Annotated in this window: 16 protein-coding genes; 11 read left to right on the forward strand and 5 right to left on the reverse strand. The window is 71.0% G+C overall.

Features of this window, described 5'->3' with window-relative positions:
- Positions 1 to 12: 12 nt before the first annotated feature.
- Both AV521_RS26130 and AV521_RS26135 read left to right on the forward strand, forming a co-directional pair.
- Positions 13 to 597 carry a flavodoxin family protein gene (locus tag AV521_RS26130; RefSeq protein WP_076091276.1) on the forward strand — a complete coding sequence of 195 codons (585 nt, stop codon included), beginning with the start codon at positions 13 to 15 and terminating at the stop codon, positions 595 to 597.
- Positions 598 to 663: 66 nt separating this feature from the next.
- The gene (locus AV521_RS26135) at positions 664 to 1143 is read left to right on the forward strand and encodes a GNAT family N-acetyltransferase (RefSeq protein ID WP_076091278.1); all 480 of its coding nucleotides are present in this window, start codon (positions 664 to 666) and stop codon (positions 1141 to 1143) included.
- A 3-nt stretch (positions 1144 to 1146) separates the two neighbouring features.
- On the opposite strand, the gene AV521_RS26140 is transcribed toward AV521_RS26135, so the two are convergent.
- On the reverse strand, positions 1147 to 2262 hold the full coding sequence (locus AV521_RS26140) for a CAP domain-containing protein (protein ID WP_079249414.1): 1116 nt from the start codon (positions 2260 to 2262) through the stop codon (positions 1147 to 1149).
- Between the two features lie 538 nt (positions 2263 to 2800).
- On the opposite strand from AV521_RS26140, the gene AV521_RS26145 reads away from it, so the two are divergent.
- The 4 genes from AV521_RS26145 to AV521_RS26165 all read left to right on the forward strand — a co-directional run bounded on the left by AV521_RS26145 (position 2801) and on the right by AV521_RS26165 (position 9197).
- On the forward strand, positions 2801 to 3082 hold the full coding sequence (locus AV521_RS26145) for an acylphosphatase (protein ID WP_076091282.1): 282 nt from the start codon (positions 2801 to 2803) through the stop codon (positions 3080 to 3082).
- Between the two features lie 382 nt (positions 3083 to 3464).
- A complete protein-coding gene (locus AV521_RS26150; protein ID WP_023546484.1) occupies positions 3465 to 3668 on the forward strand; it encodes a hypothetical protein in 204 nt (67 codons plus the stop codon).
- Positions 3669 to 3912: 244 nt separating this feature from the next.
- Positions 3913 to 7551 carry a chromosome segregation protein SMC gene (gene smc, locus AV521_RS26160; RefSeq protein WP_076091284.1) on the forward strand — a complete coding sequence of 1213 codons (3639 nt, stop codon included), beginning with the start codon at positions 3913 to 3915 and terminating at the stop codon, positions 7549 to 7551.
- A 227-nt stretch (positions 7552 to 7778) separates the two neighbouring features.
- Positions 7779 to 9197 carry a sugar porter family MFS transporter gene (locus AV521_RS26165; RefSeq protein ID WP_076091286.1) on the forward strand — a complete coding sequence of 473 codons (1419 nt, stop codon included), beginning with the start codon at positions 7779 to 7781 and terminating at the stop codon, positions 9195 to 9197.
- A 115-nt stretch (positions 9198 to 9312) separates the two neighbouring features.
- On the opposite strand, the gene AV521_RS26170 is transcribed toward AV521_RS26165, so the two are convergent.
- From AV521_RS26170 to AV521_RS26180, 3 genes are all read right to left on the reverse strand, one after another.
- Complete coding sequence (locus AV521_RS26170; RefSeq protein WP_076091288.1) at positions 9313 to 9690, reverse strand: hypothetical protein; 378 nt, start codon at positions 9688 to 9690, stop codon at positions 9313 to 9315.
- 53 nt (positions 9691 to 9743) lie between these two features.
- A complete protein-coding gene (locus AV521_RS26175) occupies positions 9744 to 10715 on the reverse strand; it encodes an LLM class flavin-dependent oxidoreductase (protein ID WP_076091290.1) in 972 nt (323 codons plus the stop codon).
- 135 nt (positions 10716 to 10850) lie between these two features.
- Positions 10851 to 12314, reverse strand: a complete 1464-nt coding sequence (locus AV521_RS26180) for a cytosine permease (protein ID WP_076091292.1) — start codon at positions 12312 to 12314, stop codon at positions 10851 to 10853.
- A gap of 169 nt (positions 12315 to 12483) precedes the next feature.
- On the opposite strand from AV521_RS26180, the gene ftsY reads away from it, so the two are divergent.
- Complete coding sequence (gene ftsY / locus AV521_RS26185) at positions 12484 to 13698, forward strand: signal recognition particle-docking protein FtsY (RefSeq protein WP_076091294.1); 1215 nt, start codon at positions 12484 to 12486, stop codon at positions 13696 to 13698.
- A 177-nt stretch (positions 13699 to 13875) separates the two neighbouring features.
- On the opposite strand, the gene AV521_RS26190 is transcribed toward ftsY, so the two are convergent.
- The gene (locus AV521_RS26190; RefSeq protein ID WP_076091296.1) at positions 13876 to 14532 is read right to left on the reverse strand and encodes a bifunctional DNA primase/polymerase; all 657 of its coding nucleotides are present in this window, start codon (positions 14530 to 14532) and stop codon (positions 13876 to 13878) included.
- Between the two features lie 489 nt (positions 14533 to 15021).
- Here AV521_RS26190 and AV521_RS26195 point away from each other — a divergent pair, with 489 nt between their 5' ends.
- From AV521_RS26195 to AV521_RS26210, 4 genes are all read left to right on the forward strand, one after another.
- Positions 15022 to 16500: a tetratricopeptide repeat protein gene (locus tag AV521_RS26195; RefSeq protein ID WP_076091298.1), complete on the forward strand. Its 1479-nt coding sequence runs from the start codon at positions 15022 to 15024 to the stop codon at positions 16498 to 16500.
- A gap of 343 nt (positions 16501 to 16843) precedes the next feature.
- Entirely contained in the window at positions 16844 to 18190 is a 1347-nt protein-coding gene (locus AV521_RS26200; RefSeq protein ID WP_076091300.1) for an ammonium transporter, read from the forward strand.
- Entirely contained in the window at positions 18187 to 18525 is a 339-nt protein-coding gene (locus AV521_RS26205; protein ID WP_076091302.1) for a P-II family nitrogen regulator, read from the forward strand. Before AV521_RS26200 ends, AV521_RS26205 begins: the two co-directional genes overlap by 4 nt.
- Before the next feature lie 30 nt (positions 18526 to 18555).
- Entirely contained in the window at positions 18556 to 21000 is a 2445-nt protein-coding gene (locus AV521_RS26210) for a [protein-PII] uridylyltransferase (protein ID WP_076091304.1), read from the forward strand.
- The last annotated feature ends 239 nt before the right edge of the window (positions 21001 to 21239 follow it).

Raw genomic sequence — 21239 nt, forward strand, 5'->3', positions numbered from 1 at the left:
TGAGGAGTCTCTGTGACCACCCCTGTCGTTTCCATCGCCTACCACTCCGGCTTCGGCCACACCGCCGTCCTCGCCGAGGCCGTCCGCGCCGGTGCCGTCGAGGCGGGTGCCGAGGTGCACCTGATCAAGGTCGACGAGATCACCGACGAGCAGTGGGAGACGCTGGACCGCTCCGACGCGATCGTCTTCGGCTCGCCCACCTACATGGGCACCGCCTCCGGCGCCTTCCACGTCTTCGCCGAGGGCACCTCCAACCGCTGGTACACCCGGGCCTGGCAGGACAAGCTGGCCGCCGGCTTCACCAACTCGGCCTCCAAGAGCGGCGACAAGCTGCACACCCTGCAGTTCTTCCAGACACTCGCCGCCCAGCACGGCATGCACTGGGTCAACCTCGGCCTGCTCCCCGGCTGGAACTCCAGCACCGCCTCCGAGAACGACCTCAACCGCCTCGGCTTCTTCTCCGGCGCCGCCGCGCAGAGCAACAACGACCAGGGCGCCGAGGCCGTCCACAAGGCCGACATCGCCACCGCCGAGCACCTGGGCCGCCGGGTGACGGAGACGGCACGGGTGTTCACGCAGGGGCGGCTCGCGGCGTGACGCCGCGCTGAGCGCCGGGCAGAAAAGCGGGGGACGTGCGCCTGCCTGGCTGCGTACAGTCCTCGCATGCCCGAGCTGCAGTCGCTCAGTCCGGATCACGGCCCCGCTCTTCTCGCCTTCGAGCGGGAGAACCGGGCCTACTTCGCCGCGTCCGTCCCGGATCGGGGCGAGGAGTACTTCGCCCGGTTCGAGGAGCGGCTGCGCGCACTGCTCGCCGAGCAGGCCGCGGGCGACTGCTTCTTCCATGTGGTGACCGGCGCCGACGGCGAGGTCCTGGGGCGGGTCAACCTCTACGAGGTGGCGGACGGGAGTGCCGAGCTCGGGTACCGGGTCGCGGAGCGTGCCGCCGGCCAGGGGCTCGCCACCTGGGCCGCGCGGGAGATGTGTGCCCGGGCCGGCGAGCGGTACGGGCTCACCGTCCTCACCGCCAGGACCACCCTCGACAACGCGGCCTCGCGGGCCGTGCTGGCCCGCACCGGCTTCACCGTCGTCGGCGGGACCCGGCTCAACGGCCGCCCCGGACTGTCGTACCGCAGGAGTCTCTGAGCGTCAGTAGCCGAAGTCCTGTGTCCACCAGGGCCCGCCCGGGCCGAGGTGGACGCCGACGCCGAGGGTCTTGAAGTCGCAGTTCAGGATGTTGGCCTTGTGGCCGGGGCTGTTCATCCAGGCCTGCATCACGGCGGCTGCGTCGGCCTGGCCGCGGGCTATGTTCTCGCCGCCGAGGTTGGTGATGCCGGCCGCCGCGGCCCGGTCCCAGGGCGACTTGCCGTCCGGGTCGGTGTGGTCGAAGAAGCCCCGCGCGGCCATGTCGTCGCTGAACGACTCGGCCAGCTTGGTCAGCGCGGAGTTGGCGGCCAGCGGGGTGCATCCGACCTTCGCCCGCTCCTGGTTGACGAGCCCCAGCACCTCGGCCTCGGCCGCGTTCGCCGCCGGCACCGCCATCGGCGCGGAACCCGCCCTGGGCGTCGTGCTCGCGCTGCCCGTCGTACGCGACGGGGTGCTCCGCGCCTTGCCGGACGACGCCGAAGACGGCGTCGGCTTCTCGCTCGCCGTCTTGGACGGGGCGGGCGTGGGGGAGGCCGACTCCGTGTTCGAGGCGGAGGCGGTCTGGCTCGGGGACTCCGGGGTCGCGGTGTCCTGGCCGGTGCCGACGCCACCCTCCTGTCTGTCGGCGCTGCCCGAGGTGCCGCCCTGCTCGACGGCCGTGTTGCTCGGCGTGTCCACCGCCTGCACCGTGTCGCCGCCGGTGGTGTGCGAGTCACCGCCGAGCTTGTAGTTCTGCAGCCCCGGCACCACACCCGAGGCCACCGCTGCCGTACCGAGGGCGAAGGCGGCGGACACCCCGATCAGGCCCGTGCGCACCGGCTTCGAGCCCTTCCTCCGGCGCCGCCGACCGGGGGAGGGGGCGCCGTCCGGAGTGAAGCCGCCGCCACCGGGACCGCCCGGGCCGCCCCCGAAGCCGGCCGGGCCCCCGTCCTCGGCCGCGAACAGATAGGCGTGGGCCTTGGCGGTCTCACGGGCGTAGGCCAGCGGCTGCAGACCGGTCGACGCGGGGTGGATCTCCGGGTTCAGATACGGTGCGATGCCCCTGGGCGCCCGGCCACCGCCGTACGAGTCCTGCCTGGGGGCGGGCACGTGCGGGTACGCGTCCCGCCCGGGAGGCAGTTCCCGCGGGTACGGGGAGAAGTCCTGTCCGGGGGGCAGCTCACGCCGGTACGTGTACGAGTCGCGCCCGGGAGGGAGCTCCCGCGGGTACGGGGAGAAGTCCTGTCCGGGGGGCAGCTCACGCCGATACGTGTACGAGTCCCGCCCGGGGGGCAGCTCACGCCGGTACGCGTCCTGTCCGGGGGGCAGTTCACGCGCGAACGAGTGCCGTGCGGGTGGCAGCTCAGGCGCGTACGAGTCCCGCGCGTACGAGTCCTGCGGGGCGCCGCCTGCGTCGGCGGAGCGCTGCGTGCGTATGTCCCCCGTGGCGCGGCCCCTGGCGGCGCGGCCGGCGGCGGAACGTCGGTGGCGTCCCATGTCCTGGCCCTCTTCCTCGTCCTCGCGGTCGACCGGCGCCTGCGCGGCGAGTGACTCCCCTTGGCCAACCAGGCCCACTCGATCGAGTGAGTTTCATATGAGATTCATTGGGTCGGGACGGTACCCCATGCCGCTTCGGGACGATGTGTCCTGAGCGACACCGGCCGGTTAGGTTGCACCCATGAGCGAAGAAGTACGACTGGTCGCCTGGGTGCGCGGACGCGTGCAAGGTGTGGGTTTTCGCTGGTTCACGCGTGCCAAGGCACTGGAGATCGGCGGCCTGAGTGGTTTTGCTCTCAATTTGGCCGACGGTCGCGTCCAGGTGGTCGCCGAGGGGCCGCGCGAGGGCTGCGAAGGGCTCCTGGGGTGGCTCGAGGGTGACGACACGCCCGGACGTGTGGACGGAGTCACCGAGATCTGGGACACACCCCGCGGCGGCTACGACGGCTTCGCGATCCGCTGACCCCGTTCTGTAAAGCCGCGCAGGCCGACGCGCGGCAAGTTGCCGGGGGCACCTGCATGAAGCAGAAACTACCTGGTGGTTGCCAACAACGGCCCGGCGTGGCAGGCTCCGCTGGTACAGCTGATCGTCACGCCCTGAGGGTCCCGGATGACTTGCAGCGCCGCCGCTTTTCCGGCCGCGCGCCCCGGTTTGCCCGCCAATACAGGGCGTGATCGTGTTGACCGTCAAACTTTTTGGTGAGACGCTGAAAGCCCCGCGCACCTTAGCTGTTTGGCATGGAGCAACAGCAGAGCAACACCCGGATGTGCCAAGCACCGCGGGTGCGAATCCCTCACGACCCACACCGCATCGGTCGGTCACTCAGTGTGGAGGACCATCCATCATGGCAAAGGCGCTTCTCGGTTACGTCGGCGGCTCCGACCCTCGACTCCTCGCCGAGATGCGACGGCTGCAGCAGCGTGTCCAGGACCTTGAATCCGAGCTCGTACGGATCCAGGCGGAGAATGACGCGCTGACGGCTGCCGCCTCTCAGGACAGGATCATGGAGAGCATCGACGCACACCAGGCGGAGCCTGCGCTCACCTGATCACTGCATCGCTCCACGACAGCAGTCGCAGCGATCGGGCTGCCGTATCAACCGCTCAGTTGATCGGGCGACCGAAACCCGGTCGTCAGAGTTGCAAGGGACGCTTCGGCGTCCCTTCTTTCTTTGTCCTGCGCATCCTTTCACCCTCTTTAACGTACGGTGTGCCCTGCATGTTCATTGGCGAAACCGCGCGGTTGCGAGGGTTCATGGAGTGAGATAGCGGCGCCCGGTAGAGTCCAGCGGCGTGCACCTCAAGGCCCTGACCCTGCGCGGGTTCAAGTCGTTCGCGTCGGCGACCACGCTCCGGTTCGAACCGGGCATCACGTGTGTCGTCGGACCCAACGGCTCGGGCAAGTCCAATGTCGTGGACGCGCTCAGCTGGGTCATGGGCGAACAGGGCGCCAAGTCCCTGCGCGGCGGCAAGATGGAGGACGTCATCTTCGCCGGCACCACCGGCCGCCCCCCGCTGGGCCGCGCCGAGGTGTCCTTGACCATCGACAACTCCGACGGGGCGCTGCCCATCGAGTACGCCGAGGTCACCATCACGCGGATCATGTTCCGCAACGGCGGCAGCGAGTACCAGATCAACGGCGACACCTGCCGCCTGCTGGACATCCAGGAGCTGTTGAGCGACTCGGGTATCGGCCGAGAGATGCACGTCATCGTCGGCCAGGGCCAGCTCGACTCCGTCCTGCACGCGGATCCGATGGGCCGCAGGGCCTTCATCGAAGAGGCCGCGGGTGTGCTGAAGCACCGCAAGCGCAAGGAGAAGGCCCTCCGCAAGCTCGACGCGATGCAGGCCAACCTCGCACGCGTGCAGGACCTGACGGACGAGCTACGGCGCCAGCTCAAGCCCCTGGGCCGACAGGCCGCCGTGGCCCGCAGGGCCGCCGTCATCCAGGCGGACCTGCGCGACGCCCGGCTCCGCCTCCTCGCCGACGATCTCGTACGACTGCGTCAGGCGCTGCAGACCGAGGTCGCCGACGAGGCCGCCCTCAAGGAACGCAAGGAAGCCGCCGAGCAGGAGCTGAAGAAGGCACTCCAGCGCGAGGCCCTGCTGGAGGACGAGGTACGACAGCTCACGCCCCGCCTGCAGCGCGCCCAGCAGACCTGGTACGAGCTGTCCCAGCTGGCCGAACGCGTCCGCGGCACGGTCTCGCTGGCCGACGCACGCGTCAAGAGCGCGACATCCGCGCCCCCCGACGAACGCCGGGGCCGAGACCCCGAGGACCTGGAGCGCGAGGCCGCCCGCATCCGCGAGCAGGAGGCCGAGCTGGAGGCGGCCCTGGAGGCGGCCGAGCGCGCCCTCGACGACACCGTCGCCCACCGCGCCGAACTGGAGCGGGAGCTGGCCGTCGAGGAGCGCCGCCTCAAGGACGTCGCCCGCGCCATCGCCGACCGCCGCGAGGGCCTGGCCCGCCTGAACGGCCAGGTCAACGCGGCCCGCTCGCGCGCCGCCTCCGCCCAGGCCGAGATCGACCGCCTGGCCACGGCCCGCGACGAGGCACAGGAGCGCGCCACCCGGGCCCAGGAGGAGTACGAGACGCTCAAGGCCGAGGTCGACGGCCTCGACGCGGACGACGCGGACCTGGCCGAGCGGCACGATGCGGCCAAGCGACGGCTGGCGGAGGCGGAAGCGGCACTGAGCGCGGCGCGGGAGGCGGCCACCGCGGCCGAACGCAGCCGCGCCGCCACCCAGGCCCGCCACGAGGCGCTGGCGCTGGGCCTCAGACGAAAGGACGGCACCGGGATACTGCTGGGCGCACGGGACCGGCTGACCGGAGTCCTCGGCCCGGCGGCGGAACTGCTGACGGTCACCCCCGGCTACGAAGTGCCGCTGGCGGCAGCCTTCGGCGCGGCGGCGGACGCGATCGCCGTATCGACTCCGGCATCAGCGGCAGAAGCGATCCGCCTGCTGCGCAAGCAGGACGGGGGAAGGGCGGCGCTGCTTCTTGCGGGCGCCCCGGAGGGCGCACCCGCAAGGGGCGCGGGGCAGCCGCACCGTGCGGCTCCGCCGCCGGACGCGGCCGGCCACAACGAACCCGCGGACGCCGGACCGTCCGGCAGCCCCCTCCCCGCCGAGCGCCTTCTCGCCGCTGACCTGGTCCGCGGCCCCGCCGACCTCATGCCCGCCGTACGCCGCCTCCTGCACGGCATGGTCGTCGTGGACACCCTCGAGGACGCCGAGGACCTCGTCTACGCGCACCCGGAACTCACTGCCGTAACCGCCGAAGGCGACCTCCTCGGCGCCCACTTCGCGCACGGCGGATCGGCCGGCGCACCGAGCCTGCTGGAGGTGCAGGCCTCCGTCGACGAGGCCGCGGCCGAGCTGGCCGAGCTGGCGGTCCGCTGCGAGGGCCTGGCCGAGGCACAGCACACGGCGGCCGAGCACCGCGGGCAGGCCGCCGCCCTCGTGGAAGAACTCGGCGAGCGCCGCCGGGCCGCCGACCGGGAGAAGTCGGCCGTGGCCCAGCAACTCGGCAGGCTCGCCGGACAGGCGCGGGGTGCCGCCGGAGAGGCCGAGCGGTCCGCCGCGGCCGCCGCACGTGCGCAGGAGGCGCTGGACAAGGCCGTGCAGGAGGCCGAGGAACTGGCCGAGCGGCTGGCGGTGGCCGAGGAGATGCCCGTCGAGGAGGAGCCGGACACCTCCGCACGCGACCGGCTCGCCGCCGACGGCGCCAACGCCCGGCAGACCGAGATGGAGGCCCGGCTCCAGGTCCGTACCCACGAGGAGCGGGTCAAGGGGCTTGCCGGACGGGCCGACTCGCTCGACCGGGCCGCCCGCGCGGAGCGCGAGGCACGCACGCGTGCCGAGCAGCGTCGGGCCCGGCTGCGCCATGAGGCGGCCGTTGCCGAGGCTGTCGCCTTTGGCGCCCGGCAGTTGCTCGCGCACATCGAGGTGTCCCTCGCCCGCGCCGAGCAGGAACGCTCCGCCGCCGAGGCCGCGAAGGCCCGGCGGGAACAGGAGTTGACCACCGCACGCACCCAAGGACGCGACCTCAAGGCCGAGCTCGACAAACTCACCGACTCCGTGCACCGCGGCGAGGTACTCGGCGCCGAGAAGCGGCTGCGGATCGAGCAGCTGGAGAGCAAGGCGCTGGAGGAGCTGGGCGTGGAGCCGGCGGGGCTCGTGGAGGAGTACGGCCCGCACCAGCTGGTGCCGCCTTCGCCCCCGGCCGAGGGCGAGGTCCTGCCCGAGGACCCCGAGCACCCGCGCAACCAGCCGAGGCCCTTCCACCGGGCCGAGCAGGAGCGCCGGCTGAAGGCCGCCGAGCGGGCGTACCAGCAGCTCGGCAAGGTCAATCCGCTGGCGCTGGAGGAGTTCGCGGCGCTGGAGGAGAGGCACAAGTTCCTCAGCGAGCAGCTGGAGGACCTGAAGAAGACCCGCGCCGACCTGCTTCAGGTGGTGAAGGAGGTCGACGAGCGCGTCGAGCAGGTCTTCACCGAGGCCTACCGGGACACGGCCCGAGAGTTCGAGGGCGTCTTCAGCCGGCTCTTCCCGGGCGGCGAGGGGCGCCTCGTCCTGACCGATCCCGACAACATGCTCACCACCGGCGTGGACGTCGAGGCGCGTCCGCCGGGCAAGAAGGTGAAGCGGCTCTCCCTGCTGTCGGGCGGTGAACGCTCGCTGACGGCCGTCGCGCTGCTGGTATCGATCTTCAAGGCACGGCCGAGCCCGTTCTATGTCATGGACGAGGTCGAGGCGGCCCTGGACGACACCAACCTCCAGCGGCTGATCCGCATCATGCAGGAGTTGCAGGAGGCATCGCAGCTGATCGTGATCACGCACCAGAAGCGCACGATGGAGGTCGCCGACGCGCTCTACGGCGTGTCCATGCAGGGCGACGGTGTGTCCAAGGTCATTTCTCAGCGGCTTCGCTAGCCGATTCAAGATCAACTCCTCTTGTGTTCGAGAAGTGAACGCAAGCCGGTATAGGGAATATCTAGAAGCTCACAGTGGCTGAACTATTGACTTCGAAACTTGAAGGCATAGTCTCTGCAACGTTGCTTTTACCTTCAGGTGTGAGCGCAGTTCAGGTATGCGCCACTTGATCCTGACAGGGCTCGCCCCCCACCCCGGCAGCGTTGCCGTGGCCCGAGGAGATACACGTGACCAGCACAGCGCAGGCACCTCAGTCAGGAGCCAGGACGGCTCACCCCGAGCATCTCGGGCACGTCATCTTCATCGCGGCGGCCGCCGCCATGGGCGGTTTCCTCTTCGGTTACGACAGCTCCGTGATCAACGGCGCCGTCGAGGCCATCCGCGGCCGTTACGACATCGGATCCGCGGCCCTCGCCCAGGTCATCGCGATCGCCCTGATCGGCTGTGCCATCGGCGCCGCGACGGCAGGCCGCATAGCCGACCGCATCGGCCGTATCCGCTGTATGCAGATCGCCGCGGTCCTCTTCACCATCAGCGCCGTCGGCTCCGCGCTGCCCTTCGCGCTGTGGGACCTCGCCTTCTGGCGCATCGTCGGCGGCTTCGCCATCGGCATGGCCTCCGTCATCGGCCCGGCCTACATCGCCGAGGTCGCCCCGCCCGCCTACCGTGGCCGGCTCGGCTCCTTCCAGCAGGCCGCGATCGTCGTCGGTATCGCCATCTCCCAGCTGGTCAACTGGGGCCTGCTGAACGCCGCCGGGGGCAACCAGCGCGGCCACCTGATGGGCCTGGAGGCCTGGCAGGTCATGCTCGGCGTCATGGTCGTCCCGGCCGTCCTCTACGGCCTGCTCTCCTTCGCGATCCCCGAGTCCCCCCGCTTCCTGATCTCCGTCGGCAAGCGTGAGCGGGCCAAGGAGATCCTCACCGAGGTCGAGGGCCAGGGCGCCGACCTGGACGCCCGCGTCGCCGAGATCGAGCACGCGATGAAGAGCGAGCACAAGTCCACCTTCAAGGACCTGCTCGGTGGCGGCTTCTTCTTCAAGCCGATCGTCTGGATCGGTATCGGCCTGTCGGTCTTCCAGCAGTTCGTCGGCATCAACGTCGCGTTCTACTACTCCTCCACCCTGTGGCAGTCGGTCGGCGTCGACCCGACGGACTCGTTCTTCTACTCCTTCACGACGTCGATCATCAACATCATCGGCACCGTGATCGCGATGATCTTCGTGGACCGCATCGGCCGCAAGCCGCTCGCCCTCATCGGCTCGGTCGGCATGGCCGTCGGCCTCGCGCTGGAGGCCTGGGCGTTCAGCTCCCACCTGGTCGACGGCAAGCTCCCGGCGACCCAGGGCTGGGTCGCCCTGATCGCCGCCCATGTGTTCGTCCTCTTCTTCGCCCTGTCGTGGGGCGTGGTGGTCTGGGTCTTCCTCGGTGAGATGTTCCCGAACAAGATCCGCGCCGCCGCCCTGGGCGTGGCCGCCTCCGCGCAGTGGATCGCCAACTGGGCCATCACCGCGAGCTTCCCGTCGCTGGCCGACTGGAACCTCTCCGGCACGTACGTCATCTACACGATCTTCGCCGCGCTCTCCATCCCGTTCGTCCTGAAGTTCGTCAAGGAGACGAAGGGCAAGGCGCTGGAGGAGATGGGCTGAGGCCCGCAGACCCGAGGAGACGGGCCCAGACCCCGCTGCCCTTCTCCTCGTACCGTCCGCTGCCCCCGCTCGGCCACTGCCCGAGCGGGGGCAGCGGTCTGTTGTGGGCTCGTCCTCACCAGATGAGGACGCCACCGCCGATCTCCAGGGCCTGGTGCGCGCTCTCCTCGATGATCCGCAGGCGGGTCTCGATCCGATGCCGGTGCTCCTCCACCGTCCGCGGCCGGCCGGTGCCGTGCGCGACCGCGTCGAGACGGGTGCGCAGCAGGGCGACCTCGCGCAGGAACTCCGCCACGTCCCCGGCCTCCACGTAGAGGTCGCCCTCTGCCAGCAGGGGCAGGAATCGGGCGCCGAGCGCGCGCACGAACGCGTGTCCCCACACCGTCGTGCGCCACGACTCGAAGCCGGCGGACCGGCACACGTCGTCCGGCACGTCGAGTATCCGGATCTCTCCGTCCGGCTCGCGGACGAACACTTCCACCAACAGACTCATGACGGCAGTCCACCACCGCCGGCCCCGGCCGAACCACCGGTTGTCGCCGTGGCTCAGCCGCCCAGCTCCGGCAGCACCCGCTCCGCGAACAACCGCAGGCTGCGCCAGCCCTCCTCCAGTGGCATCCCGCCCGCCAGTGGATGCAGGACGAGGCTGTCCAGGCCCTGCGTCACGCACTGCTCCGGGGTGAGGATCCGGTACACGCCCTCCGCGCGCAGCTCCTCCACCGTCGCGGCCGCCGACTTCACGGCCGAGCGGATCTGCCCCGACTGCCAGGAGGCGTACGTCCGTGCCTCGTGCAGGAAATGCTCGCCGTACACGGCCCACGCCCGGTCCGGGTCCTCGGCGAGGTGCAGGAGCGGGGTCTCGGCGGGGGGCATCATCGTCCAGCCCTCGGTGCCGTACTCGGTGAGCTTCTCCTTGTAGTACGCCTCCAGCTCCGGCAGATGCGCGCTCGGGAAGAACGGCAGGCCGAGCCGGGCCGCGCGACGGGCGGCCGCCTTCGAGGAACCGCCGACCAGCAGGAGCGGGTGCGGGGCGGTGTACGGGCGCGGGGTGAGTCGTACCGTGCGGCCCTGGTACGTGAACGCGTCGCCGGACCAGGCCTTCAGCAGGGTCTCCAGCAGCTCGTCCTGGAGCCGGCCCCGGCGCTTCCAGTCCACGCCCAACAGGGCGTACTCCTCGGGCCGGTAGCCGATCCCGGCCACCGTCACCAGCCGCCCGCCGCTCAACAGGTCAAGTACGGCGATCTCCTCGGCCAGGCGCAGGGGGTCGTGCAGGGGACCGATCACCGCGGACACCGTCACCGCGATGTTCCGGGTCGCCCCGAACACCGCGCCCGCGAAGGCGAACGGCGACGGCAGCCAGTTGTTCTCGGCGCCGTGGTGCTCCTCGGTCTGCACGGTGCTGATCCCGTGCTCGTCCGCGTACCGAGCCATCTCCAGGGCGGCCCGGTAGCGGGCGGAGAGGGCGGCGGGGGAGGCGCCGGGAGCGACGAGGTTGAAACGGACGACCGTGACGGGCATGGGAAGTCCCCCTCCGGTGCGATGCGGTGGAGGGGGACGTTAGCTGACGTGGCGTCAGATTGCCATGGAGAGGCGGGAGACAGGCTCGCGGGACGACCGAAGCCGTACCGGCGCGGCCTCTTCGGCCGAGCCGCCCTACGCGTCGACGGCCGCGCGCTCCCCGGCCGGATCGGCCGCCCCGGTGGCGGACTCGGCCGGGCGGGCCACCGCCGGCTTCGGCAGGACCAGGTACAGCAGGCCCGAGATCACGATCGTGGCGACCCAGCCGAGGCCGTACTCGCCGATCACGTTGTTCTTCGCGAGCGGGCCGGTGAACCAGTCCGAGGTCGTGAACATCAGGCCCGAGACCAGGCCGATCGCCCAGGCGGCCACGGCCGCGGGGGAGAAGCCGCCCTTGTACCAGTAGGCGCTGGTGCGGGTCGTGTCCACCATGGCCCGGCCGTCGTACTCGGTACGGCGCAGCATGTCCGCGCCGAAGACGCCGACCCAGGCGGAGAAGGCGACCGCCAGCAGCGACAGGAAGGCGATGAAGGAGCCCATGAAGCTCGTCGCCACCAGCATCAGCACCCCGCCGAAGACCAGCGAGATCACGGCGTTCACCGAGACCGCCCAGTGCCGCGGCACCTTGAAACCGAGGGTCTGTGCGGTGAAGCCCGCCGAGTACATCGACATCGAGTTGATCAGCAGCATGCCGATCAGCGCGATGAACAGGTACGGCACCGCGATCCACGTCGGCAGGATCTCGCCGAGGAAGGAGACCGGGTCGGTGGCCGAGGCCAGGTCCGGTGTGGACACCGCCATCACCGCGCCCATCAGGACCATGGGGAGCACGACCACACCGGCGCCGCCGACCGCCGTGCCCACGATCGCCTTCGAGGACGCCGTACGCGGCAGATAGCGGGTGAAGTCCGGCGCGGACGGGATCCAGCTGACACCACCGGCCGCGATCATGCCGACACCGGTGATCACCGCGGCCGTCGAACCGCCGCCGTGGTGCACCACCTTCGACCAGTTCGTGTTCACGGCCAGGTACCCCAGCACCAGCACCGAGAACAGACCGAAGAAATAGGTCGCGTACTTGTTGCACTTCTGCACGGCGTTGATGCCGAGCCCGGAGATCGCGAAGGTGGCGACGACGAACGCCAGCAGCATCACCATGTCCAGCACGCTGTTCGCCTTGAGGCCGAACAGGATGTCCAGGATGGTGAGCATCGCGTAGGCGCCGGTGACCGCGTTGATCGTCTCCCAGCCCCAGCGCGCGACCCAGATCAGCGAGCCGGGCAGCAGATTGCCGCGCTGGCCGAAGACCGCGCGTGAGAGCGCCATGCCGGGCGCGCCGCCGCGCTTGCCGGCGATGCCGATCAGCCCGACGAGGCCGTACGACACGATCGGCGCGGCCGCCGCGACGACGAGCGCCTGCCAGATGTCCAGGTGGTACGCCACGACGAGGCTCGCGCCCATCGTCAGCAGCAGCACGCTGATGTTGGCGCCGACCCAGGTGGGGAACAGCTCACGGGTCTTCGCGGTGCGCTCGTGATCCGGGACCTGCTCGATGCCTCGGGTCTCGAGAGCGCCTTCGGTCTCGACGGTTTTGGTCATGAAGAAATGGCCAGACGTGGGGGGACAGCGGACGGTCGGACTCTACGCGCGTCAACAGAGCCGCCACCATCGTACTTTGCTCCCACTCCTCGCATTACGTGGCGTTTGTCTCTCAGAGGAAGCCACAAATAGGCCCTCGTCGTAACCCATGGCTGATACTGGACGGGTTATGGAAACCGTCATCCTTGCTGTAGTCATCGCCGTGGTCGTGATCGGCGCGCTCGGTGGGCTGATCGTCGGCAGCCGGCGCCGTAAGCCGCTGCCTCCGCCGCCCCCGAAGACGCCCGACATCACCGCGCCCCCGGCCGAGCCGCACGTCGGCGACGAGGCCGAGACACCGCGCGACGAACCGCGCCGGACGATCGAGGAGGTGGATCTCCCCGGCGGCGCCGCACCGGTCGCCGTGGAGGAGCCTCCGGCCGGCCCCGCCCTCGAAGAGGCGCCCGAGCTAGAGATCCCGGAGCCCACCGCAGGCCGGCTGGTCCGGCTGCGCGCCCGCCTGTCCCGCTCCCAGAACGCCCTCGGCAAGGGCCTGCTCACGCTGCTCTCGCGCGAGCACCTGGACGACGAGACCTGGGAGGAGATCGAGGACACGCTGCTCACCGCCGACGTCGGCGTGCAGCCCACCCAGGAGCTGGTCGAGGGCCTGCGCGAGCGCGTGAAGGTGCTCGGCACCCGTACCCCGGAGGAGCTGCGCGGCCTGCTGCGCGAGGAGCTGCTCAAGCTGGTCGGCACCGAGGTCGACCGCTCGGTGAAGACCGAGCCCGAGGACCGCAAGCCCGGCATCGTGATGGTCGTCGGCGTCAACGGCACCGGCAAGACCACCACCACCGGCAAGCTCGCGCGCGTGCTCGTGGCCGACGGCCGCACCGTAGTGCTGGGCGCCGCCGACACCTTCCGGGCCGCCGCCGCCGACCAGCTGCAGACCTGGGGCGAGCGGGTCGGCGCCTACACCGTGCGCGGGCCGGAGGCCGGTGACCCCGCCTCCGTCGCCTTCGACGCGGTCAAGGAAGGCAAGGAGATGGGGGTCGACGTCGTCCTCATCGACACCGCCGGCCGGCTGCACACCAAGACCGGCCTCATGGACGAGCTGGGCAAGGTCAAGCGGGTCGTGGAGAAGCACGCGCCGCTCGACGAGGTGCTGCTCGTCCTGGACGCCACCACCGGCCAGAACGGCCTGGTGCAGGCCCGCGTCTTCGCGGAGGTCGTGGACATCACCGGCATCGTGCTGACCAAGCTGGACGGCACGGCCAAGGGCGGCATTGTCGTCGCCGTCCAGCGCGAGCTGGGCGTGCCGGTCAAGCTGGTCGGTCTCGGCGAGGGCGCGGACGATCTCGCGCCGTTCGAGCCGGAGGCTTTCGTGGACGCCCTGATCGGCGAGTAGCGCATACGGATACCTACAGGTGCTCAGCGAGAAGCGCCCGGCCCCCGGTTCCAGTCGGGGGCGGGCGCTTCGCCTTTTTGCGCCTGAGCCGGCGCCGCTCGCGCGGATGTGGTTGCTCGCCGTCGTGGCGGCTCAATTGATGGTTGCTGTGGGTGGGGGGAGAATTGGCTGGGCGCGTTACGTGCGCGAACGGTGTGCCACGTAGGCCAGGGTGCCCAGCAGCAGGCGCGCCGCCGGCGGCCGGGTCGCCGAGTCCAGCGCGGGTGGGCGCAGCCAGTGCACAGGGCCCAGGCCGCCCCGGTCGGAGGGCGGCGCGGTGACGTACGTACCGGGGCCGAGGCCGCGCAGGTCCAGGGCCGAGGGGTCGTCCCAGCCCATGCGGTAGAGCAGCCGGGGGAGTTCGGCGGCGGCGCCGGGGGCGACGAAGAAGTGGGCGCGGCCTTCCGGGGTCGCGGTGACCGGGCCGAGGGGGAGGCCCATGCGCTCCAGGCGGACCAGGGCGCGGCGGCCGGCGGCCTCGGAGACCTCGATGACGTCGAACGCCTGGCCCACGGGCAGCATCACCGCGGCGCCCGGGAACTCGGACCAGGCCTTGCTCACCTCGTCCAGCGTGGCCCCGGCCGGCACATGGGGCGCGAAGTCCAGCGGATGCGCGCCCGGTGCCGTACAGTCGGCGCGTCCGCATGAGCAGGCGCCCGCCGCGGCCCGTGCCCCCGGCACCACGTCCCAGCCCCACAGCCCCGTGAACTCGGCGACGGCGGTGCACTCCGACGAACGGCCGCGCCGGCGCGTGCCGGAGCGGATCTCGCGAATGCCGCCGATCGTGAAGCCCATGCCCCCTCCAACGGGTCAGCGCGCCGGTGGTTACGACACGGAACGAGACGAAAGCGGAATGTAACGCTACGGCTCCGCCTTCCCGCGGCGAGGCGAGGTCAGGCGGCGCCTTGAAGCGCTCCGAGTGGCGCATCGGGGACCGTGCGCCCCCAGTGCGCGTCACTCCGCCCACTTCCGGCCGTCCTATGTCAAGTGAATCGCGGACGGGCAACCATGAGTTCATTCGAAGGGGTGGCGAATGGTGGCGTTTCCGGGATCCCCGTGGCTGAGCGGGTGATCGTAGGATTACTGTGAGTGTGCGAGTCCGGGAGGCATATGCATCCAGGGGTATGCCGGAGGCGAGTCGTCAGCTCGTTCGATGGGTGAGAACCGACGGACGGGAAGCCGTATTTACCGGCATTCTGATAGGGCTTGGCGCGCGGTGGTCTCCCTCTGGGGCGACCGAGGGTCGCAACGACGACAAGTGGTCTCAGGGATGGGGGCGTTCCAGTGGGCGGCAACGAGGGTAGCGGGGCGAACGCTGACAAGCGCCCCAACGAGCTGCTCGGCTCGTGGTTCGTGCGCAGCGGCTGGTCCAAGGGCGAGCTGGCCCGCCAGGTGAACCGCCGGGCCCGCCAGTTGGGGGCCAACCACATCTCCACCGACACCTCGCGCGTGCGCCGCTGGCTGGACGGGGAGAACCCGCGCGAGCCGATCCCGCGCATCCTCTCGGAGCTGTTCTCGGAGCGCTTCGGCTGTGTGGTCTCCATCGAGGACCTCGGCCTGCGCGCCGCCCGCCAGTCGCCCGCCGCGTCGGGAGTCGACCTGCCCTGGACCGGCCCGCAGACGGTCGCCCTGCTCAGCGAGTTCTCGCGCAGCGACCTGATGCTCGCCCGGCGCGGCTTCCTCGGCACCTCCCTGGCGCTGTCCGCCGGCCCCACCCTCATCGAGCCCATGCAGCGCTGGCTCGTCCCGACCACCGCCTCCGCGGCCCCCGTGGCGCCCGAGTCCGTCCTCGACTCCCGCAGGCCCGGCCGGCTGTCCCGGCCCGAGCTGGACCTGCTGGAGTCGACCACGCGGATGTTCCGCCAGTGGGACGCCCAGTGCGGCGGCGGCCTGCGCCGCAAGGCGGTCGTCGGCCAGCTGCACGAGGTCACCGACCTGCTCCAGGAACCCCAGCCCGAGGCCACCACCCGCAAACTCTTCAAGGTCGCCGCCGAGCTGGCCGAGCTGGCCGGCTGGATGTCGTACGACGTCGGGCTCCAGCCCACCGCGCAGAAGTACTTCGTCCTCGCCCTGCACGCGGCCAAGGAGGCCGGCGACAAGCCGCTCGGCTCGTACGTCCTCTCCAGCATGAGCCGCCAGATGATCCATCTGGGCCGGCCCGACGACGCCCTGGAGCTGATCCACCTCGCGCAGTACGGCAGCCGGGACTGCGCCAGCCCGCGCACCCAGTCCATGCTGTATGCGATGGAGGCCCGCGCCTACGCCAACATGGGCCAGCCCGGGAAGACCAAGCGCGCGGTCCGCATGGCCGAGGACGCCTTCGCCGAGGCCGACGAGTGGGACGAGCCGGACCCCGACTGGATCCGCTTCTTCTCCGAGGCCGAGCTGTACGGCGAGAACTCCCACTCCTTCCGCGACCTCGCCTACGTCGCCGGGCGCAGCCCCGCCTACGCCTCCCTCGCCGAGCCGCTCATGCAGCGGGCGGTGGAGCTGTTCGCCAAGGATCACGAGCACCAGCGGTCGTACGCACTCAATCTGATCGGCATGGCCACCGTGCACCTGCTCCAGCGCGAGCCCGAGGAGAGCACGGCGTTTGCCACCCGGGCCATGGAGATCGCCAAGAAGGTCCGCTCCGAGCGCGTGAACACTCGTATTCGAAAGACGGTCGACACGGCTGTACGCGATTACGGCGACCTCACGGTCGTGGTCGACCTCGGCGATCAGCTCGCCGTCGACCTGCCGGAGACCGCGGAAGCGGTCTGACACCCCCCGGCCACCCGTCCCCGGCCGCGGCCGGTCCTCCCGAACTGCCCGACTCGGCTCCCCCACGCCAGGTCATCGGAGAGGCCCGCCGCGGCCGGTTTGCCGCTCCGGCCGGACCACCCGGAGGAGGTTGCGTCACGATAACGATCAGCACGGCCGAGATCCGGCAGTTCATGTACGCGTAACACACACGGCGTCTTCGTCACCCCGGCGAAACAACGAGGGGCGTCCACCGAAACCGCGCTGCGCCAATCTCATGGCGCATAACCGGCCCACCCCCCGCCACCACCGGACCGCCCAGGCACCGCCCGCACGGGGCCGTACCAACGACGAGGAGACGCCGATGGCCCCAGCCATCACGCTTGCCGCGGAGGCACCCAAGCTGTCGTCCGCGAACACAGGCTTCATGCTCATTGCTTCCGCCCTGGTGCTGATCATGACCCCGGGACTCGCCTTCTTCTACGGAGGCATGGTCCGCGTCAAGAGCACCCTCAACATGCTGATGATGAGCTTCATCAGCATGGGGATCATCACCATCCTCTGGACGCTCTACGGCTTCTCCCTCGCCTTCGGCACGCACAACGGCCTCATCGGCTGGAACTCCGACTGGTTCGGTCTCAGCCACATCGGTCTGACCGAGCTGTGGCCCGGATACACCATCCCGATCTTCGTGTTCATGGTCTTCCAGATGATGTTCGCCATCATCACCCCGGCCCTGATAAGCGGCGCGCTCGCGGACCGCGTGAAGTTCTCGGCCTGGTGCCTCTTCATCGCCCTGTGGGCCACGATCGTCTACGTCCCCATCGCCCACTGGGTCTGGGGCGCCGACGGCTGGGCCTTCAAGCTCGGCGTGATCGACTTCGCGGGCGGTACCGCGGTCCACATCAACGCGGGCGCGGCGGCCCTCGGCGTCATCCTGGTCATCGGCAAGCGCGTCGGCTTCAAGAAGGACCCGATGCGCCCGCACAGCCTCCCGCTGGTCATGCTCGGCGCCGGTCTGCTGTGGTTCGGCTGGTTCGGCTTCAACGCGGGCTCCTGGCTCGGCAACGACGACGGCGTCGGCGCGCTGATGTTCGTCAACACGCAGGTCGCCACCGGTGCCGCCATGCTGGCCTGGCTCGCCTACGAGAAGATCCGGCACGGCGCGTTCACCACGCTGGGCGCCGCCTCCGGTGCGGTCGCCGGTCTGGTCGCGATCACCCCGTCCGGCGGCGCGGTCTCCCCGCTCGGCGCGATCGCCGTCGGCGCCATCGCCGGTGTCGCCTGCGCCGCGGCCGTGGGCCTGAAGTTCAGGTTCGGCTACGACGACTCCCTCGACGTCGTCGGCGTCCACATGGTCGGCGGCATCATCGGCTCCCTGCTGATCGGCTTCTTCGCCACCGGCAAGGGCCAGTCCACCGCGACCGGTGTCTTCTACGGCGACCACTCCTGGACCCAGCTGTGGAAGCAGTGCGCCGGTGTGGGCGCGGTCCTCGCCTACTCGCTGGTCGTCTCCGCGGTCCTCGCCTTCCTGCTCGACAAGACGATCGGCATGCGGGTCACCGAGGACGAGGAGATCTCCGGCATCGACCAGGCCGAGCACGCCGAGAGCGCCTACGACTTCAGTGGCACCGGCGGCGGTGTCATCGGCTCCGCCGCGCACTCTCCGGCCCTGGCCGCCGGCACGCAGACCAAGAAGGTGGACGCATGAAGCTCATCACCGCCGTCGTCAAGCCCCACCGGCTGGATGAGATCAAGGAAGCGCTGCAGGCGTTCGGCGTGCACGGCCTGACGGTCACCGAGGCCAGCGGTTACGGTCGTCAGCGGGGCCACACCGAGGTCTACCGCGGTGCCGAGTACACCGTCGACCTGGTCCCCAAGATCCGCATCGAGGTACTGGCCGAGGACGACGACGCCGAGCAGCTGGTCGACGTCATCGTCAAGGCCGCCCGCACCGGCAAGATCGGTGACGGCAAGGTCTGGTCCCTGCCGGTCGAGACGGCCGTACGGGTCCGCACCGGCGAGCGCGGCCCCGACGCGCTCTGACGGACAGCAGAAAAAGACGGGAGCCACTGGGTGACGGGAACGGACGTGCGCACGGAAGCAGAGGACTCGGGACCCAGCGGCTACGCGGCGGCCCGGCTGCGCCTCCTCACCGAGGGGGCGCGGTCCGGGCCGCCGCGCCGTGCCGCCCTCGCGGAACTGACCGACGACTGGCTCGGCGGCCTGTTCACCGCGGCGGCCCGGGACCTCAGGGGCGTCTCATTGGTCGCCGTAGGCGGCTACGGCCGTGGCGAGCTGTCCCCACGCAGCGACCTCGACCTCCTGCTGCTGCACGACGGGTCCGACCCCGGTGCGGTCGCCGCCGTGGCCGATCGCCTCTGGTACCCGATCTGGGACCTCGGCCTCGCCCTGGACCACTCCGTGCGCACCCCCGGCGAGGCCAGGAAGACCGCCGGAGATGATTTGAAAGTCCAACTCGGTCTCCTGGACGGCCGCCATCTCGCGGGCGACCTCGGCCTCACCGCCGGGCTGCGCACGGCCGTCCTCGCCGACTGGCGCAACCAGGCCCCCAAGCGCCTCCCCGAACTCCAGGAACTGTGCTCCGAACGCGCCGACCGGCAGGGCGAGTTGCAGTACCTGCTGGAGCCCGACCTGAAGGAGGCGCGCGGCGGTCTGCGGGACGCCACCGCCCTGCGCGCCGTCGCCGCCTCCTGGCTCGCCGACGCTCCGCGCGAGGGCCTCGCCGACGCGCGCCGGCGCCTGCTCGACGTACGGGACGCGCTGCACCTGGCGACGGGCCGCGCCACCGACCGGCTCGCGCTCCAGGAGCAGGACCAGGTGGCGGCCGAGCTCGGCCTGCTGGACGCCGACACCCTGCTGCGGCAGGTGTACGAGGCGGCACGTGTCATCTCGTACGCCAGTGATGTCACCTGGCGCGAGGTGGGGCGCGTGCTGCGTTCGCGCGCCGTACGGCCACGCCTGCGCGCCATGCTGGGCGGTGGCAAGCCGGTTGCCGAACGGTCGCCGCTGGCCGAGGGTGTGGTGGAGCAGGAGGGCGAGGTGGTGCTCGCGCGCGCCGCACGCCCCGAGCGCGACCCCGTGCTTCCCTTGCGTGCCGCGGCCGCCGCCGCACAGGCCGGCCTCCCGCTCTCCCTGCACGCCGTACGGCGCATGGCCGCCACCGCGCGCCCCCTGCCCACGCCTTGGCCCGCCGAGGCCCGCGAGCAGCTGGTCACCCTGCTCGGCTCCGGCCGCCCCACCGTCCAGGTCTGGGAGGCACTGGAGGCGGAGGGCCTGATCAGCCGTCTGCTGCCGGACTGGGAGCGGGTCCGCTGCCGCCCGCAGCGCAATGCCGTCCATATCTGGACAGTCGATCGCCACCTCATCGAGACAGCGGTCCGCGCCTCCGAGCTGACCCGCAGCGTCAGCCGCCCCGACCTGCTCCTGGTCGCCGCCCTGCTGCACGACATCGGCAAGGGCTGGCCCGGCGACCACTCGGTGGCCGGCGAGATCATCGCCAAGGACGTGGCCGCGCGGATCGGCTTCGACCGGTCGGACGTGGCCGTGCTGTCCCTTCTGGTCCGCCACCACCTGCTGCTCATCGAGACGGCCACCCGCCGTGACCTGGACGACCCGGCCACCGTCCGCTCGGTCGCCGAGGCGGTCGGCACCCAGAGCACCCTGGAGCTGCTGCACGCCCTGACCGAGGCCGACGCCCTCGCCACCGGACCGGCAGCCTGGTCCTCCTGGCGCGGCTCCCTCGTCGCCGACCTGGTCCGGCGGGTCTCCGCCGTACTCGCCGGAGACGCCCCCGAGGAGCCGGAGCCCGCCGCGCCCACGGCCGAGCAGGAGCGGCTGGCGATCGAGGCCTACCGCACCGGCGGCCCGGTCCTCGCACTGCGCGCCCAGACGGAACCGGTCACCGAGGAGGAGACCGCCCAGGAACCCCTCGGCGTCGAGCTGCTCATCGCCGTACCCGACCAGCCCGCCGTGCTGCCCGCCGTCGCCGGTGTCCTCGCCGTGCACCGCCTCACCGTCCGCACGGCCGAGCTGCGCACCCTGACGTTGCCGGGCGACGTCGACGACGGCGCGGTGCTGCTGCTCAACTGGCGGGTGGCCGCCGAGTACGGCTCGCTGCCCCAGGCCACCCGGCTGCGCGCCGACCTCGTCCGCGCCCTGGACGGCACCCTGGACATCGCCGGCCGCCTCGCCGAACGGGACGCGGCCTACCCCCGCCGGCGCGGCTGGACCGCCCCGCCGCCCCGGGTCACGGTGGCCCCGGCCGCCTCCCACCACGCCACGGTGATCGAGGTCCGCGCCCAGGACGCCCCGGGCCTGCTGCACCGCATCGGCATGGCCCTGGAGAAGGCGGGGGTGCGGGTACGGAGCATGCACGTGAGCACCCTGGGCTCCAATGCCGTGGACGCCTTCTACGTCACGACCGGCGCGGGGGAGCCGCTGCCCGGGGACGACGCCGGCTCACTGGCGCGGGTACTGGAGGAGACGTTGCGGGGGTGACCTTACGGTGGCCGTGACCACCGGCCGAGCCGGTCTCGGCTCGCCGGCCGGGCGCGGTCTCCGGGGTCGTGGAGGTGCTCCGGGGCGGTTCTCTGTCGCGGCGGAGGTGCTCCGGGACGGCTCTGCGTAGCCGCAGATGTGCTCTGGGGCGGTTCTCCGTAGCCGTGGAGGTGCCTCCGGGGTGGCTCTCTGTGGCCATGGAGGTGCTCCGGGACGTCTTTCCGCAGTCGCGGATGTGC

This window comes from Streptomyces sp. IMTB 2501 (assembly GCF_001953885.1).
Classification (GTDB): domain Bacteria; phylum Actinomycetota; class Actinomycetes; order Streptomycetales; family Streptomycetaceae; genus Streptomyces.

Bases quoted from the DNA above. Each gene is read 5' to 3' on its own strand.
- AV521_RS26135 (WP_076091278.1), top strand. From the start codon at position 664: ATGCCCGAGCTGCAGTCGCTCAGTCCGGATCACGGCCCCGCTCTTCTC.
- AV521_RS26145 (WP_076091282.1), top strand. From the start codon at position 2,801: ATGAGCGAAGAAGTACGACTGGTCGCCTGGGTGCGCGGACGCGTGCAA.
- AV521_RS26150 (WP_023546484.1), top strand. From the start codon at position 3,465: ATGGCAAAGGCGCTTCTCGGTTACGTCGGCGGCTCCGACCCTCGACTC.
- AV521_RS26170 (WP_076091288.1), bottom strand. From the start codon at position 9,690: ATGAGTCTGTTGGTGGAAGTGTTCGTCCGCGAGCCGGACGGAGAGATC.
- AV521_RS26175 (WP_076091290.1), bottom strand. From the start codon at position 10,715: ATGCCCGTCACGGTCGTCCGTTTCAACCTCGTCGCTCCCGGCGCCTCC.
- AV521_RS26180 (WP_076091292.1), bottom strand. From the start codon at position 12,314: ATGACCAAAACCGTCGAGACCGAAGGCGCTCTCGAGACCCGAGGCATC.
- ftsY (WP_076091294.1), top strand. From the start codon at position 12,484: ATGGAAACCGTCATCCTTGCTGTAGTCATCGCCGTGGTCGTGATCGGC.
- AV521_RS26190 (WP_076091296.1), bottom strand. From the start codon at position 14,532: ATGGGCTTCACGATCGGCGGCATTCGCGAGATCCGCTCCGGCACGCGC.
- AV521_RS26200 (WP_076091300.1), top strand. From the start codon at position 16,844: ATGGCCCCAGCCATCACGCTTGCCGCGGAGGCACCCAAGCTGTCGTCC.
- AV521_RS26205 (WP_076091302.1), top strand. From the start codon at position 18,187: ATGAAGCTCATCACCGCCGTCGTCAAGCCCCACCGGCTGGATGAGATC.